At 59.7% G+C, this 16,351-nt stretch carries 15 protein-coding genes; 14 read left to right on the top strand and 1 reads right to left on the bottom strand.

The window, feature by feature from the left end; genetic code table 11:
• Window positions 1–129 precede the first annotated feature (129 nt).
• From ASE04_RS17445 to ASE04_RS17430, 4 genes are all read left to right on the top strand, one after another.
• The gene (locus tag ASE04_RS17445) at window positions 130–1,428 is read left to right on the top strand and encodes an efflux RND transporter periplasmic adaptor subunit (RefSeq protein ID WP_056819494.1); all 1,299 of its coding nucleotides are present in this window, start codon (window positions 130–132) and stop codon (window positions 1,426–1,428) included.
• Between the two features lie 10 nt (window positions 1,429–1,438).
• Window positions 1,439–2,155, top strand: coding sequence for an ABC transporter ATP-binding protein (locus ASE04_RS17440; protein ID WP_056819492.1), 717 nt, complete (start codon window positions 1,439–1,441; stop codon window positions 2,153–2,155).
• Complete coding sequence (locus ASE04_RS17435; RefSeq protein ID WP_056819490.1) at window positions 2,145–3,353, top strand: ABC transporter permease; 1,209 nt, start codon at window positions 2,145–2,147, stop codon at window positions 3,351–3,353. The genes ASE04_RS17440 and ASE04_RS17435 overlap by 11 nt, the downstream gene beginning before the upstream one ends.
• 93 nt (window positions 3,354–3,446) lie before the next feature.
• Window positions 3,447–4,061 (top strand): GntR family transcriptional regulator, encoded by a 615-nt coding sequence (locus ASE04_RS17430; RefSeq protein WP_056819488.1) that lies wholly within the window; start codon window positions 3,447–3,449, stop codon window positions 4,059–4,061.
• A 34-nt stretch (window positions 4,062–4,095) separates the two neighbouring features.
• Here ASE04_RS17430 and ASE04_RS17425 read toward each other — a convergent pair whose 3' ends face one another.
• Entirely contained in the window at window positions 4,096–4,908 is an 813-nt protein-coding gene (locus tag ASE04_RS17425) for a ferredoxin--NADP reductase (protein ID WP_056819486.1), read from the bottom strand.
• 247 nt (window positions 4,909–5,155) lie between these two features.
• Here ASE04_RS17425 and pcsA point away from each other — a divergent pair, with 247 nt between their 5' ends.
• From pcsA to yjfF, 10 genes are all read left to right on the top strand, one after another.
• A complete protein-coding gene (pcsA, locus tag ASE04_RS17420; protein ID WP_056819484.1) occupies window positions 5,156–5,884 on the top strand; it encodes a phosphatidylcholine synthase in 729 nt (242 codons plus the stop codon).
• 18 nt (window positions 5,885–5,902) lie between these two features.
• Window positions 5,903–6,883, top strand: coding sequence for a quinone oxidoreductase family protein (locus ASE04_RS17415; RefSeq protein WP_056819482.1), 981 nt, complete (start codon window positions 5,903–5,905; stop codon window positions 6,881–6,883).
• A 9-nt stretch (window positions 6,884–6,892) separates the two neighbouring features.
• Window positions 6,893–8,500, top strand: a complete 1,608-nt coding sequence (locus ASE04_RS17410) for an ABC transporter ATP-binding protein (protein WP_056819480.1) — start codon at window positions 6,893–6,895, stop codon at window positions 8,498–8,500.
• Window positions 8,490–9,575 (top strand): ABC transporter permease, encoded by a 1,086-nt coding sequence (locus tag ASE04_RS17405; RefSeq protein ID WP_056819478.1) that lies wholly within the window; start codon window positions 8,490–8,492, stop codon window positions 9,573–9,575. Before ASE04_RS17410 ends, ASE04_RS17405 begins: the two co-directional genes overlap by 11 nt.
• Window positions 9,572–10,492, top strand: a complete 921-nt coding sequence (locus tag ASE04_RS17400; RefSeq protein ID WP_056819476.1) for an ABC transporter permease — start codon at window positions 9,572–9,574, stop codon at window positions 10,490–10,492. The genes ASE04_RS17405 and ASE04_RS17400 overlap by 4 nt, the downstream gene beginning before the upstream one ends.
• Before the next feature lie 50 nt (window positions 10,493–10,542).
• The gene (locus tag ASE04_RS17395; protein ID WP_056819474.1) at window positions 10,543–11,616 is read left to right on the top strand and encodes a BMP family ABC transporter substrate-binding protein; all 1,074 of its coding nucleotides are present in this window, start codon (window positions 10,543–10,545) and stop codon (window positions 11,614–11,616) included.
• 147 nt (window positions 11,617–11,763) lie between these two features.
• Window positions 11,764–12,726 (top strand): galactofuranose ABC transporter, galactofuranose-binding protein YtfQ, encoded by a 963-nt coding sequence (ytfQ, locus tag ASE04_RS17390; protein WP_056819472.1) that lies wholly within the window; start codon window positions 11,764–11,766, stop codon window positions 12,724–12,726.
• Between the two features lie 117 nt (window positions 12,727–12,843).
• Entirely contained in the window at window positions 12,844–14,367 is a 1,524-nt protein-coding gene (gene ytfR, locus ASE04_RS17385; RefSeq protein ID WP_056819470.1) for a galactofuranose ABC transporter, ATP-binding protein YtfR, read from the top strand.
• The gene (locus ASE04_RS17380; protein WP_056819468.1) at window positions 14,364–15,380 is read left to right on the top strand and encodes an ABC transporter permease; all 1,017 of its coding nucleotides are present in this window, start codon (window positions 14,364–14,366) and stop codon (window positions 15,378–15,380) included. The genes ytfR and ASE04_RS17380 overlap by 4 nt, the downstream gene beginning before the upstream one ends.
• Window positions 15,377–16,345 (top strand): galactofuranose ABC transporter, permease protein YjfF, encoded by a 969-nt coding sequence (yjfF, locus tag ASE04_RS17375; protein ID WP_056819465.1) that lies wholly within the window; start codon window positions 15,377–15,379, stop codon window positions 16,343–16,345. Before ASE04_RS17380 ends, yjfF begins: the two co-directional genes overlap by 4 nt.
• Window positions 16,346–16,351 lie beyond the last annotated feature (6 nt).

Genomic DNA, 16,351 nt, shown 5'->3' with positions numbered 1-16,351 from the left:
TTTCTTTCCAAGATTTAATTTCATTTTCATGGTCGCTCGTGTCATTCGGGCGTGATGCTAATCGTGCGTTCAGCTTCGTCTTGGTAAGCGGAAATGAAAGACGAGCAGGCTGAGTTCCAAGAGGCCCGGATGAACGACAGAGTGACCACACGCGAACAGACTACAGAACCAGGCAATTCCGACCTGGCGGCCGTGCTTGCGGCTTCCGGACGGCAGCGTAGCAATCGCTGGGGCAAGCGCCTGCTTGGGCTCGTCATCGTCGCCGCCGTGGTCGGCGGTGCGGCTTATCTCTATGCCCGGCCGGGCGGCAATGTCGTTTCCTATACGACGCAGCCGGTCAAGCGTGGCGATCTGACGGTTCTCGTCACAGCGACCGGATCGGTGCAGCCGACGGAGCAGGTCGATATCTCCAGCGAACTTTCGGGCACGGTCCGCGACGTGAATGTCGACTACAACAGCGACGTGAAGTCGGGCGAAGTGCTTGCGCTGCTCGATACGAACAAGCTTGAAGCCGATGTGAAAAGCACCCGCGCCAAACTTGATTCGGCCAAGGCGAACGTGGCGAAGGCCAATGCTGATCTCGAATCGGCGCGCAGCTCGTACGAGCGCCTGCGCAATCTGGTTCAAAGCAACGTCTCCACGCAGCAGAGTCTGGAAGATTCGCGCTACAAGGTCGATTCGGCCTTGGCGACCAAGGACATCAACGAGGCCGCGGTTCTTTCCGCGGAAGCCGATCTCCAACTGGCCGAAGTCAATCTCTCCAAGGCGAAGATCGTCTCGCCGATCGATGGCGTGATTCTGACACGGTCCGTCGATCCAGGCGCGACCGTCGCGGCGTCTCTATCCGCTCCTATCCTCTTCGTGATCGCCGGCGATCTGAAGAGGATGGAGCTTCAGGTCGACGTGGACGAGGCGGATGTCGGCCAGATCGCAGTTGGGCAGACGGCGACCTTTACCGTGGACGCCTATCCCGACCGGACCTTCCCGGCGGAGATCAAGCAGATCCGCTTCGCCTCCGAGACCACGAACAATGTGGTGACCTACAAGGCCATTCTGTCGGTGGACAATGCCGCGCTCCTTCTTCGCCCCGGCATGACGGCGACAGCCGATGTGACCGTCGAGGCGGTCAAGAATACAGTGATGGTGCCGAACGCTGCTCTCCGCTACGCGCCGGCGGCTGCCGAAGGCTCGCGCGGCCGCGGCATCTTCGGCCTGCTCCGTCCGCCACGCATGGGGCCGCGCACCGGCGGCCAGGGCGGCGAGGCACTGACGGGCGCGAAGCGTCGCGTCTGGATTTTGAAGGCGGGCAAGCCGGCGCCTGTCGTCATCCAGGTTGGATCATCGGACGGTCAGTTCACCCAAGTGGCATCCGGGGATCTCAAGGAAGGCGATGCCGTGATTACAGACGCGACCGAGCAGGCGAAATAGGGGGCCGTCGATGACCCGTCCGCCACTCATCGAATTCCAGAAGGTCAGCAAGATCTACGGGAACGGCGAGGCCGCCATCCGCGCCCTCGACCACGTCGACCTTTCGATCAATACCCATGAGTTCGTCGCGATCATGGGGCCGTCGGGCTCCGGCAAGTCGACGGCCATGAACATTCTCGGTTGCCTCGATGTTCCAACGAGCGGCGACTACCTGTTTCAGGGCATTTCGACGCGGGGATTTGATCGCTCCCAGCTCACGATGCTGCGCCGTCACATGCTGGGGTTCGTGTTCCAGGGCTTCAACCTCTTGTCTCGCACATCTGCCGTCGAGAATGTCGAGCTGCCGTTGATCTATCGCGGAATGCAGGCAGGCGAACGGCATCGCCGCGCCAAGGAAGCGCTGGGGCTCGTCGGTCTTTCCGGGCGCGAACATCACAAGACGCAGGAATTGTCCGGTGGTCAGCAGCAGCGCGTGGCGATTGCTCGCGCGATCGTCACCCAACCCTCGCTGCTGCTTGCGGACGAGCCGACCGGAAACCTCGATACGAAGACCAGCATCGAAATCATGGACCTGATGACGCGGCTGAATCGTGAGGAGGGAATCACGATCGTCATGGTTACGCATGAGCCGGATATCGCAGCCTATGCCGAGCGTCTGCTGCGCTTCGTCGACGGCAAGCTTGAGGTCGGTCCTGCGGACGAGGCGAGGGCCGAACATGTTCTTTGAGACCCTCAAGCTCGCCCTGCGCGCGATCCGCCGGAATATGCTGCGCTCCTTCTTGACCGTGCTCGGCGTCGTCATCGGCGTTGCGGCCGTCATCGCACTCGTCACGATCGGCAACGGAACGACAGCCCAGGTCACGTCGGAACTCTCCCGGCTCGGGACCAACATGCTGTTTGCGCGACCCGGGCAGTTCGGGCCGGGCCGGGCCAGCTCGGAGGCCCGTCGGTTCACGATCGCGGATGTGGATGCGATCCGCGATCAGGTCGGCGGACTGCGCGCTGTCGCTCCCCTGAACCAGACGACGGCAACGGCGATCTATGGCGGCCAGAGCCACTCCACGACGGTGATGGGCACGACGAACGACTATCTGGTGGCGCAGGATTGGGACATGGCTCTCGGCCGCAGCTTCGATGCCGCCGAAGAACGTGGACGCGCGCGCTGCATTGTCGGTGAAACCGTGCGCTCGCAGCTTTTTGGAGCGGCCGACCCAACCGGACAACAGATCCGCGTCGGCAAGGTCTCATGCGGCGTCATCGGAGTTCTTGCCAAGCGCGGCCAATCCGGCATGGGCAATGATCAGGACGACGTGGTTCTGATGCCGGTGAAGGTCTATCAGCGACGCATAGGCGGCAAGGCCAATGCCAACGTCCAGATGATCGTCATCTCGGCGCGCGACGGCGTTTCGACCTCGAAGATACAGGACGAAACCGAGAATCTGCTGCGCGAGCGGCGCAAGATCATTCCCGGCCGCGAGGATGATTTCAACGTCAATGACATGACGCAGATCGCCGAGGCGATGACGGGGACCACGACGCTGCTGACAGGCCTGCTCGGAGCGGTTGCTGCGATCAGCTTGCTCGTGGGCGGCATCGGGATCATGAACATCATGCTTGTCTCGGTGACCGAACGAACGCGTGAAATCGGCATAAGACTGGCAATCGGCGCACTCGAGAAGCAGGTGCTGATGCAATTTCTCGTGGAAGCGGTGGCACTGTCCGTCTTCGGAGGAATGGCCGGAATTTTGCTGGGCCTCGGGCTTGGCTTCACTGCGGTTACGCTTTTGAAGGTGCCTTTCGTCGTCAGCCCCATGATGATCGGGGTAGCCTTCGCCTTTTCGGCTGCCATAGGCATGGTGTTCGGCTATTTCCCGGCGCGAAGAGCCGCGCAGTTGAACCCGATCGAAGCGTTGCGGCACGAATAGCCGGGCGGCCTCGATCGTGTGGACGCGAGCAACCTGCCATTGCATTCCCCTTGATCGCGATTATGATATATCAGGGGCCGGATCAGAGATTTGATGCAGAATTCACAGAGCCATCTTGCATATCTTGCGCTTGAGCATGCGATCGTCACGTTGGCTTTGCCGCCGGGTGCCTACGTCACGGAAAAAGAGCTGATAGAGCTCGCGGGCCATGGCCGTACCCCCGTCCGCGAGGCCGTGCAGAAACTGGCGTGGCAGCGGCTGATCATGGTCAAGCCGAGGGTCGGTCTCCAGGTTGCGGAAATTCGGCCTGGCGATCACGGCCACGTCATGCAGGTGCGCGGCGAGCTTGAGCCGATCGCCGCCGCCCTTGTTGCCGAGCACGCAGATGACGAGCAGCGCCAGCAGCTGGCCAGTTGCGCGGCGAAGATGGAAAGCTGTACGGTGAGCCGCGATCTCGAAGTGTTCTTCGCGGCCGACAAGGCATTCGACGAAATTCTGGAAGACGCCTGTCCGAATGTCTTCATCACGTCCGCTCTGGCGCCGGTACAGACCCACTCGCGGCGCCTGTGGTACTCGACGGCAAATTCAGATCGAATGGATCAGTCGATCTCGCTTCATACGGACGCCATTCGCGCTATTCATCGCGGCGACGTGGCCGAAGCACATAGAACGATGGCGGTCCTGATCGGATATCTGAGCGGCAAATGAAAACGGCCCCGTTTCCGGGGCCGCGAAGCTTGGGTCAGCCGACGAAGGCTCGTTCGATGACGAACTCGGCGGGTTTGCTATTCGCACCCTCCTCGAGGCCAGCCTTCTCCAGAAGTTCTTTCGTGTCCTTCAGCATCGCGGACGAGCCGCAGATCATGCCGCGATCGATCGCCGGATCGAGAGGCGGAACGCCGAGGTCGGTGAACAGCTTGCCTGACGCCATCAGATCGGTGATGCGGCCGCGATATTCGAAATCCTCACGCGTGACGGTCGCGTAGTGACGCAACTTGTCGCCGACAACTTCCTTCAGGATCTCGTCGTTCTGGATTTCGTGCACGAGGTCGAAACCGTACTTCAGTTCGGCAATATCACGCGTCGTATGGGTCAGAATGACTTCCTCATACTGCTCGTAAGTGTCCGGATCGCGGATGAGGCTGGCGAACGGCGCGATGCCGGTTCCGGTCGAGAACATGTAGAGGCGGCGGCCGGGAGTGAGTGCGTCGAGGACAAGCGTGCCTGTTGGCTTTTTGCGCATCAGAACCTGATCGCCGGGCTTGATCGCCTGGAGGTGCGAGGTGAGCGGGCCATCAGGAACCTTGATCGAGAAGAACTCGAGTTCTTCCGCCCAGGACGGGCTTGCGATCGAATAGGCGCGGAAAATCGGTTTGCCTTCGACCATCAGGCCGATCATCGCGAACTCACCGGACCGGAAACGGAAACCCTGCGGACGCGTCATCGTGAAGCGGAAGAGGCGATCCGTATAATGCGTTACGCTCAATACCGTCTCGGCGTACACGCCGGCGGGAATGGGAGAGGCGAATTCTTCGGTCTTTGCAGGGGCGTTCATGCGCTGTCGGATCCCGTATTTCGTCGGATGATCTTTTCGATGCGAGCGAGATATTACAAATAGGCATTGGATTAAAGGTATTCCATTCTTTCTCTGCCTGTTTGGGCGAAATATGCGTGTCATTGTCAGGATTCGACCTGCGCCATGGCATCATTCGCTTTTGCGCTGGCGAAGCGATCCAAAGGATGCATATTAGGCAAAAACCGCGCCTGCCGGGCGCGGATGCCAGTAGGCTGTTCGGGGAAACATGAAGATTTTCAATTACAAGCGCGTACCTTACGCGGAAATGCGCGCCTTTTCCGTCCATATTTTGACGGCCTCCGGTTCATTCCTTGCGTTTCTTGGCGTCGTTGCGGCGGCAGAACACCGATTTATCGATATGTTCTGGTGGCTGGGCCTCGCGCTCCTCGTCGATGGTATCGATGGGCCGATCGCACGAAAGGTGCGCGTCAAGGAAGTTCTGCCAAACTGGTCGGGCGATACGCTCGATAATATCATCGACTATGTGACCTACGTGCTCCTGCCGGCCTTCGCGCTCTATCAAAGCGGCATGATCGGAGAACCCTGGTCCTTCGTAGCGGCAGGTATGATCGTCGTTTCCAGTGCCATCTACTATGCCGACATGGGCATGAAGACCGACGAATATTTCTTCTCCGGCTTCCCCGTTGTCTGGAACATGATCGTGTTCACGCTTTTCGTCATGCACGCCAGCGCTGCCACGGCGCTCGCGGTCGTTCTTGTGTCGGTCGTGCTGACGTTCCTGCCTATCAACTTCCTGCATCCAGTCCGCGTAGAGCGCCTGAGGCCGGTCAATCTCGCCGTCTTCTTTCTCTGGTCCGCTCTCGGAATGTATTCCCTGCTGATGCATTTCGATATGCCGCAATGGGCGCTTGTCCTGTTCATCGTGAGCGGCATCTATCTCTATTGCGTTGGCGCCGTGCTGCAGCTTGTACCGGCGCTTGGACGCAAGGGATAGAATGAAGGAGGAGGTAGGATGGCCAAGACGCAGGCGGTGGTGATGAACAGGACCGGCGGTCCGGAGGTTCTCGAATATGCGGATGTCGACTTGCCGCCGCCCTCTGCCGGAGAAGTGCAGATCCGCCACGCCGCGATCGGTCTGAACTTTATCGACGTTTATTTCCGGACCGGTCTCTACAAGGCGCCTCACATGCCGTTCATAACAGGCAAGGAGGCCGCCGGAACGGTAACCATCGTCGGGCCAGGTGTCGAAGACTTCAAGGTCGGCGATCGGGTTGCCTATGCCGGTTCCGACGGTGCCTACAGCGTCGAGCGCAACGTCGAAACCAAGCATCTCGTGAAGGTGCCCGATGGTATCTCGCTTGAAACCGCCGCGTCGATGATGCTGAAGGGCATGACCGCCGAATATCTCCTGCGGCGCACCTTCAAGGTCGGGCCCGGAACAACCATCCTGTTCCACGCCGCGGCCGGCGGCGTCGGTCTCATCGCGGGGCAATGGGCAAAGGCCATCGGCGCGACCGTGATCGGGACCGCGGGATCGAGCAGCAAGGTAAGCCTTGCTCTGAAACACGGCTACGATCACGTCATTGATTACAATAGTGAAAACTTCGTCGATCGGGTCAAAGACATTACCGGTGGCACGGGTGTGGACGTCGTGTACGATTCCATCGGCCGCGACACGTTTCCGCAATCTCTCGACTGTCTGAAACGCTTGGGAATGTTCGTATCTTTCGGGCAGTCCTCAGGACCGATCGAGAACTTCACTCTCTCCATGCTGGCGCAAAAAGGTTCGCTCTTCGCGACGAGACCCACGCTTTTCAGCTACATCGCGACGCGGGAAGAGCTAACTGATTGTGCAAACATGTTATTTGATGTTGTTTTGAGCAACAAAGTGCGTATCAATATCAATCAAACCTATCCGTTACGTGAGGTTGGGCGAGCCCACACGGATCTGGAGTCCAGAAAAACTACCGGAACTACACTGCTGATCCCATAAAGATCCTGAATGGGCAGGTCGGCAGGGGGAAATGAGGGGAACGTGTCGTCATCGAATGTGCCGGCTTCCGGTGCGTTACTTTCGGTCCAGAAGCTGACAAAGCTGTTTGGCAGCTTTGCTGCCTGTAACCAGATCGACCTTGATATCGCACCCGGCGAAATTCATGCTCTCCTTGGCGAGAACGGCGCTGGTAAATCCACCTTGGTGAAGATGCTTTTCGGGGTTCTCGAACCGACCGAAGGCCAGATCCTTTGGGATGGACACCCGGTGTCGATCGGATCGCCGGGAAATGCCCGCAAGCTTGGGATCGGCATGGTTTTCCAGCACTTCTCGCTCTTTGAAGCGCTGACGGTGGCCGAGAATATCGCCCTTTCGCTCGACGACAGCATTCCGATCAGCAGGATTGCCGAGGAAGCCAAGTCGCTGTCGCGGGCCTACGGCCTGCCGCTCGACCCGCATGCACATGTCGCCGACCTTTCGGTCGGGGAACGACAGCGTATAGAGATCGTCCGGGTGCTCCTGCAGAACCCGAAGCTCATCATTCTCGACGAGCCGACCTCGGTATTGACGCCACAGGAGGCCGACAGGCTCTTCGAAACGCTGTTCAAGCTGAAGTCCGAAGGCCGCTCGGTGCTCTACATCAGCCACCGGCTCGAAGAAGTTCAGCGCATCTGCGATCGCGCCACGGTGCTTCGACACGGCAAGGTCACGGGCGCTTGTGACCCGCGCCAGGAAACGCCGGCCTCGCTTGCCCGTATGATGGTCGGAAGCGACGTTGCAACTGTTACCCATCCGGATCGCGGCAATAAGGGCGACGTCCAGCTCGTTGTATCGAATCTTTCCGTGGCGCCGCGCACGCCCTTTGCGATGCCGTTGAAAGACGTGTCGCTTGCGGTGTGCGCAGGGGAAATCCTGGCGATCGCTGGTGTTGCCGGAAACGGCCAGGGCGAGCTTTTTGATGCCCTGTCGGGCGAGTATCCGGTTTCGAACCCTGATGCAGTCAAGATCCGCAATAAGTCCGTCGGCACGCAGGGCATCACCGCACGCCGCCTGATTGGTGCCGGCTTCGTGCCTGAGGAACGGCATGGGCACGCCGCCGTGTCCGCCATGAAGCTGTCTGATAATCTGGTGCTGGCGCGCAGCCAGTCGGATCGGAAGGCGTTCCTGGGCGGCGGCTTCCTCAAGATCATTCGCCGCGGCGCCGTCAAGAATGCGACGAAGCGCATTTCGGAAGAAATGGATGTCCGCAAGAGCGGCGAAGATCCGGCCGCGGGCTCACTGTCCGGCGGCAACCTGCAGAAATTCATCGTCGGGCGCGAGCTCGACCGCGAACCGGCGGTGCTTGTCGTCAACCAGCCGACCTGGGGCGTCGACGCCGGAGCGGCAAGCCGCATCCGCCAGGCTCTCGTGGATCTCGCACGCAGAGGATCTGCGGTGGTCGTCATCAGCCAGGACCTCGATGAGATATTCGAGGTCGCAACCGAGATCGCAGTCATATCGGAAGGCCGCCTGTCGCAGCCGTTTGCATCGGGCGAACTTTCCCGTGAAAAGATCGGCCTCCTGATGGGTGGCCTGCATGAAAGCAAGACCGCATCGGAGGCGGCCAATGCGCATTGAACTCGAACGGCGTCCGCAGGCCTCCAAGCTCTATGGATTTGTTTCGCCGCTGCTGGCGTTGGTGCTGACGCTCGCAGCCGGCGCGATCATGTTCGTCATCCTCGGCAAGGACCCCGTGGAGGCGCTTGACGCGTTCTTCCTGGAACCTTTGCTGGAGGTCTGGTCGTTGCATGAGCTCGCGGTGAAGGCCGCGCCGCTGATCATGATCGGCGTCGGTCTCGCAGTCTGCTATCGCTCGAACAATTGGAATATAGGCGCCGAGGGCCAGTTTACCGTCGGCGCGATAACCGGCTCCATTCTGCCGATCCTCTTCACCGAGTGGCATTCGCCGATGGTGTTGCCGCTGATGTTGATCATGGGTGCTATCGGTGGGGCGCTTTTCGCGGCAATACCAGCTCTGCTCAAGGCGCACTTCAACACCAACGAAATCCTGACGAGCTTGATGCTTGTCTACATCGCACAGCTGTTTCTCGACTGGCTTATCCGTGGCGCATGGCGAAATCCGGAAGGGTTCAACTTCCCGGAAAGCGTTCCCTTTGGTCCGGAAGCGACCTTGCCGGCAATCTGGGAAGAGTCCGGGCGCGCCCACTGGGCATTTGTCTTCGCGATCGTCGCTGCCATCCTCGCCTGGTTCATGCTGAAATATACGCTGCGCGGATTTGAGATCGTCGTGCTTGGCCAGTCCGAGCGGGCAGGGCGCTTCGCGGGCTTCTCGTCCAAGAAGATGATCTGGTTCAGCTTTCTTTTCTCGGGTGCACTGGCGGGTCTCGCCGGCATTTCTGAGGTTTCCGGTTCCATCGGTCACTTGCAGCCCGCGATTTCGCCCGGCTACGGCTTTACCGCGATCATCGTGGCCTTTCTCGCCCGCTTGAACCCGCTGGGCATCGTCGCGTCGGGGCTGGTGCTGGCGCTGACCTATCTCGGCGGCGAGGCGGCTCAGCTTTCGATCGGCGTATCGGATAAGGTCACGCGCGTGTTCCAGGGGCTGCTGCTGTTCTTTGTCCTCTCCTGCGATACGCTGATCTACTACAAGATTCGCATCGTCTGGTCGCGCATTCGCGGAGGCGCGGTATGAGCATCTTCGAAGCCATTCTTCTCACCGTCATCACGGCATCCACGCCGCTGGTTATCGCAGCACTCGGAGAGCTCGTTGCAGAGCGTTCGGGCGTATTGAACCTCGGTGTCGAGGGAATGATGATCATGGGAGCGGTGGCTGCGTTCGCCGGCGCGCAGCTCAGCGGCTCACCCTACGTCGGAATTCTGGCAGGCATCGCCATGGGGGCGCTTTTCTCGCTGCTCTTCGGTTTCCTGACCTTGACGCTGGTCGCCAACCAGGTGGCCACCGGTCTTGCCCTTACCATTCTCGGGCTCGGCGTTTCCGGCATGCTCGGCGAGGGTTATGTCAGCGTTCCCGGTGTCCGCCTGACGCCCATCGTGGTGCCCTACCTGTCGGATATTCCGCTGATCGGCTCCGTGCTCTTCCGCCAGGACCTCACATTCTATCTGTCGCTCGCGCTTTTGTTCGGCGTCAGCTGGTTCCTGTTCCGTAGCCGCGCCGGCTTGAAGCTTCGCGCCATCGGCGACAGCCACGGCTCCGCGCATGCGCTTGGCATCAACGTCATTCGGACCCGCTATCTGGCCGTGATGTTCGGAGGCGGCTGCGCCGGTCTGGCCGGTGCCCAGCTCTCCCTCGTCTACACGCCGCAATGGGTGGAGAACATGTCGTCCGGGCGCGGCTGGATTACCTTGGCGCTCGTCGTCTTTGCATCATGGCGCCCGTGGCGCGTCTTTGCCGGCGGCTATTTGTTCGGAGCCGTCACGATCCTGCAACTGCATGCACAGGCGTTTGGCGTCGGCATCCCGGCCCAGTTTCTGTCGATGCTGCCTTACGCGGCGACTATTGTGGTTCTCGTCATCATTTCTCATAATCGCCGCACGACGTTGATCAATACGCCGGCGTCGCTGGGAAAGCCGTTCGTACCGGAGCGCTAAGTAAAAGAAATGAAAGCGCTTCCAGACATTTCAAACCAACAGGGGCTATCATGAAAAAACTCGCACTTGCATTTGCTGCCTCGGCCGCCGCGCTGCTCAGCGTAAGCGCTCCCGCGCAGGCAGCCGACAAGACGAAGGTCTGTTTCGTTTACGTCGGATCCCACACGGACGGCGGCTACTCGCAGGCTCACGACCGCGGACGCCTGCAGATCCAGGAAGAGTTCGGCGACAAGATCGAGACGTCCTACCTCGAAAACGTTCCTGAAGGCCCTGACGCCGAGCGCGCCATCGAGCGTCTCGCTCGCTCGGGCTGCAAGCTGATCTTCTCCACCTCGTTCGGCTTCATGGACGCGACCGTGAAGGTCGCTGCGAAGTTCCCGAAGGTGAAGTTCGAGCACGGCACCGGCTACAAGTCCGGCCCGAACCTCGCGACCTATAACTCGCGCTTCTACGAAGGCCGCTACATCCTCGGCCAGATCGCTGCCAAGACTTCGAAGAACCACGGCGCTGCCTACATCGCATCCTTCCCGATTCCGGAAGTTGTGATGGGCATCAACGCGTTCGAGCAGGGCGCCAAGTCGATCGATCCGAGCTTCAAGCTCAAGGTCATCTGGGTCAACACCTGGTTCGACCCAGGCAAGGAAGCCGATGCCGCCAAGGCGATGGTTGACCAGGGCGTGGACGTTCTGACGCAGCACACCGACACGACGGCGCCGATGCAGGTTGCCGAAGAGCGCGGCATTCACGCGTTCGGTCAGGCATCCGACATGATCGCAGCGGGCCCCAAGGCTCAGCTGACGGCGATTGTCGATACCTGGGGCAACTACTACTCCAAGCGCGTACACGCACTCCTGGACGGTACCTGGAAGTCCGAGCAGAGCTGGGACGGCTTGAAGGACGGCATCCTCAAGATGGCCGACTACACAAACATGCCAGACGACTTGAAGAAGATGGCGCAGGACACCGAAGCCAAGATCAAGTCGGGCGAACTGCATCCGTTCACCGGCCCGATCAACAAGCAGGACGGAACGCCGTGGCTGAAGGCTGGCGAGAAGTCTGACGACAAGACACTTCTCGGCATGAACTTCTACGTCGAAGGCGTTGACGACAAGCTGCCGAAGTGAGCTGCTGAGGTTTATTCGCAAGTGCGAAAAGGCGCCCGTCTCGGGCGCCTTTTTTGTTGCGATGCATGCCATAAAGTGCATTTACAAAAGTAATACTATATGATTTTCCTTGTGTGTGCCGCGAGGAGGCGGCTTTGGGAGGAAATCATGAAATTGAAGACTGCACTCTTGAGTGCCACGATCCTTGCTGCCTGCATGTTCGGTTCAGCGTCGGCTGCCGAACTCGTCGTCGGCTTCTCGCAGATCGGTTCTGAATCCGGCTGGCGTGCTGCCGAAACGACGGTCACCAAGGAAGAGGCCAAGAAGCGCGGCATCGACCTGAAGTTTGCCGATGCCCAGCAGAAGCAGGAAAACCAGATCAAGGCGATCCGTTCCTTCATCGCACAGGGCGTCAATGCGATCCTGCTCGCTCCCGTCGTCGAAACCGGCTGGGATGCGGTTCTGAAGGAAGCCAAGGAAGCCAATATTCCGGTTATCTTGCTCGACCGCACGATCAAGGCGCCTGAGGATCTCTACCTCACCGCTGTAACGTCGGATCAGGTGCATGAAGGCAAGGTTGCCGGCGACTGGCTCGTGAAGACGGTCGGCGACAAGGCATGCAACGTCGTCGAGCTTCAGGGCACGACCGGTTCGTCCCCGGCTATCGCCCGCAAGAAGGGCTTCGAGGAAGCCATCGCCGGCAAGTCGAACTTCAAGATCGTCCGCAGCCAGACCGGCGACTTCACCCGCACCAAGGGCAAGGAAGTCATGGAAAGCTTCCTGAAGGCCGAGAACGGCGGTAAGGACATCTGCGCCCTTTACGCCCATAACGACGACATGGCTGTCGGCGGCATCCAGGCGATCAAGGAAGCTGGTCTGAAGCCAGGCAAGGACATCCTCGTCGTCTCGATCGACTCCGTTCCTGATATCTTCAAGGCAATGGAAGCCGGTGAGGCCAATGCCACGGTCGAGCTGACGCCGAACATGGCTGGCCCGGCATTCGACGTCCTCGATGCCTATCTGAAGGACAAGAAGGCGCCGCCGAAGTGGATCCAGACGGAATCGAAGCTCTACACCCAGGCTGATGACCCGAAGAAGGTCTATGAGTCGAAGAAGGGCCTCGGCTACTGATCTGACACAGGAACCGCACCGGTCCGTCATGGGCCGGTGCGGAACTGCCGCGCAAGGCCGGGCATCATGTCCGACAGCTACGCGACAAGACAGTCATTATCAGGAAAAGCCGCCTTCATGATTCACGATTTTGAGAACGTGCTCGTGGCGTCCGGGATGTCCAAATTCTTCCCCGGCGCTGTCGCTCTAAACAAGGTCGACTTCGCTCTCCGGAAGGGTGAGGTGCATGCCCTGCTCGGCGAGAACGGCGCGGGCAAATCGACACTGATCAAGTGCATTACCGGTGCCTACCATCGCGATGAGGGCAGCCTCATGCTTGATGGCGCGGAGATCGATCCGAGCAATACGCTCGCTGCCCAGAAGCTCGGTATCGGCACGGTCTATCAGGAGGTGAACCTCCTTCCCAATCTCAGCGTTGCCGAAAATCTCTTCCTTGGCCGCCAGCCGCGGCGCTTCGGGATGATCAATACCGGAGCGATGAACCGGCAGGCGCGCACGCTTCTGGAAGAATACGGCCTCGACATCGATGTCTCGGCGCAACTCGACCGCTTCTCGGTCGCGGTCCAGCAGGTCGTCGCGATTGCGCGAGCCGTGGATCTCTCCGGCAAGGTTCTCATTCTGGACGAGCCGACCGCCAGCCTCGATACCCATGAGGTAGTGATGCTGTTTCGCATCGTTAATGACTTGAGGAAGCGCGGATTAGGAATTGTTTTTATTACGCATTTCATAGAGCAGGTCTACGAGATCAGCGATCGAATAACGGTGCTGCGCAACGGTCGCCTGGTCGGAACGCGCGCCACCGCCGATCTGCCGCGGCAAAGTCTGATCGAGATGATGCTTGGCCATGAGCTGGCTCATGCCGAGGCCGCCGCCAAGGAGAGGACAATCGCTGCCGGCCCGGTAAAATACAGTTTCGAGGGTTATGGCAAACGCGGCAAGGTCAGGCCCTTCGATCTCGATGTGCGTGTCGGCGAAGTGGTCGGCGTTGCGGGCCTTCTCGGCTCCGGCCGCACCGAGACGGCCGAACTGATGTTCGGGATAGACAGCGCCGATAGCGGCACTGCCAAGATCGATGGCAAGACCGTATCGCTGTCGAGCCCAAGAGCCGCCATCCGTAGTGGTTTCGGGTTCTGCCCGGAGGACCGGAAGACGGACGGCATCATCGGCGATCTGTCGATACGGGAAAACATCGCATTGGCGCTACAGGCCCGGCGCGGATGGGCGCGGCCTCTGTCCCGCAGTGAGCAGAACCAGCTTGCCGACCGCTATATAAAGGCCCTGGATATTCGCACGACGGACCGCGAGAAGCCGATCCGGCTTCTGTCCGGAGGCAACCAGCAGAAGGCCATCCTTGCACGCTGGCTGGCGACCAATCCGGATTTCCTGATCTTGGACGAACCCACGCGCGGCATCGACGTCGGTGCGCACGCGGAGATCATCCGCCTGATCGAGCAACTTTGTGAAAAGGGCATGTCGCTGATCGTGATTTCATCGGAATTAGAAGAGCTTGTCGCTTACAGTTCACGTGTTTTGGTACTTCGTGACCGCGAACATGTAGCTGAACTGGCCGGGGAGAAGGTGACGACCGCGGGAATCGTGCAGGCGATCGCCGCGGCCGATAAGAAGACGGAGGACGCATGACCTCGTCTCACAACGCCCTCTTGATACGCCTTGCCCCGCAGTTGATCGCGCTTGCCGTTATTCTTCTGTTGAATTTCATAATGTTCCCGCAGTTTTTTAATGTCACGATTCAGAATGGCCGGCTGTACGGCAGTCTGATCGACGTGCTGAACCGCGGTGCGCCGGTTGCTTTGCTGGCGATCGGAATGACGCTGGTCATCGCGACCAAAGGCATCGACCTGTCCGTCGGCGCGGTGATCGCCATCTGCGGTGCGGTTGCGGCCTCGTCCATCGTATCGGGCAATTCGCTGGCCTGGACACTGATCGTGACGTTGCTGGTCGGTCTCGCCTGTGGTGCGTGGAACGGCTTTCTTGTTGCCATTCTCAACATCCAGCCGATCATCGCGACGCTTGTTCTGATGGTTGCCGGACGCGGCATCGCGCAGTTGATCACCGAGGGCGTGATCATGACCTTCAACGACGACGGTCTGATCTTCTTCGGAAGCGGTTCGTTCGCATTCATGCCGACGCCTGTTGTCATCTGGCTCGTCGTCGGCGTTCTGCTGACGCTGCTGGTGCGTCGTACGGCGCTTGGCATGCTGATCGAGGCGACCGGCATCAATCGGCGGGCAAGTCGGCTGTCTGGCGTAAGAACGCCGGTACTGCTTATGGCTGTTTACGTGGTCAGCGGTCTGTGTGCCGCGATCGCCGGGATCATCGTTGCCGCCGACATCAAGGGCGCCGATGCCAACAATGCCGGGCTCTGGCTGGAACTGGATGCGATCCTCGCCGTGGTCGTCGGCGGCAACTCGCTGCTCGGCGGACGGTTCAGCATCGTCGGGTCGCTGATTGGTGCGATGATCATTCAGGCGGTGAACACGGGCATTCTGCTCTCCGGCTTCCCGCCTGAGTTCAATCTTATCATCAAGGCGGTGATCGTCCTTGTCATTCTGGTGATCCAGTCGCCGGCAGTCCAATCGGCCGCGGTCTTCCTGCGGCGTCGACCGAGCCTCCGGGAGGAGCTGCAGAAATGAATTCGAAGTATCTGCCGCTGATGGCGACGATCGTCATATTTGTGCTGTCCTATGCTGTCTGCACTCTGCAATACCCGAACATGCTATCCACCCGCGTCATCGGCAATCTGCTGACGGACAATGCCTTTCTGGGCATCGCTGCGGTAGGGATGACATTCGTAATCATCTCGGGAGGCATTGATCTCTCGATTGGTTCGGTGATCGCTTTCACCGGCGTTTTCCTCGCTGTCATCTTGCAGAACACCACGATCCACCCGCTTGTCGCATTCGTCCTGGTGTTGATCATCACGACGGCCTTTGGCGCGGCAATGGGTGCGGTGATCCACTATCTACAGATGCCGGCCTTCATCGTGACGCTGGCGGGCATGTTTCTGGCGCGCGGCATGGCCTTCGTGCTCTCGATCGACAGCATTCCGATCAACCACGATTATTACAACACGCTGTCAGGCCTCTATTACAAGCTGCCCGGCGGCGGTCGGTTGACGTTGATCGGCGGGGTCATGATCCTTGTCTTTGCCGCCGGTATTTTCATTGCTCATCGCACGCGCTTCGGAACGAACGTCTATGCGCTTGGTGGCGGGGTGCAGACGGCGCAGTTGATGGGAGTTCCGGTTGCACGGACCACGATCCAGATCTACGCGCTTTCCGGTTTCCTGGCCGGTCTATCGGGAATCGTTTTTTCTCTCTATACGTCCGCCGGCTATTCTCTGGCGGCGGTTGGTGTCGAGCTTGACGCCATTGCTGCGGTGGTGATCGGGGGAACACTGCTGACGGGAGGCGCGGGATTTGTGGCGGGGACTTTCGTCGGACTTCTGATTCAGGGGCTTATTCAGACGTACATCACCTTCGACGGCACGCTGTCGAGCTGGTGGACCAAGATACTGATCGGCTTTCTGCTTTTTGCATTCATTCTTATGCAGAAGGGCATCCTGTTTCTGTCTGGGTCCAACAAGAGGTACGCCTGAGGGGGA

It is taken from the genome of Rhizobium sp. Root708, from assembly GCF_001429725.1.
Lineage (GTDB): Bacteria > Pseudomonadota > Alphaproteobacteria > Rhizobiales > Rhizobiaceae > Rhizobium.
This window is presented reverse-complemented; position numbering and strand designations above follow the sequence as displayed.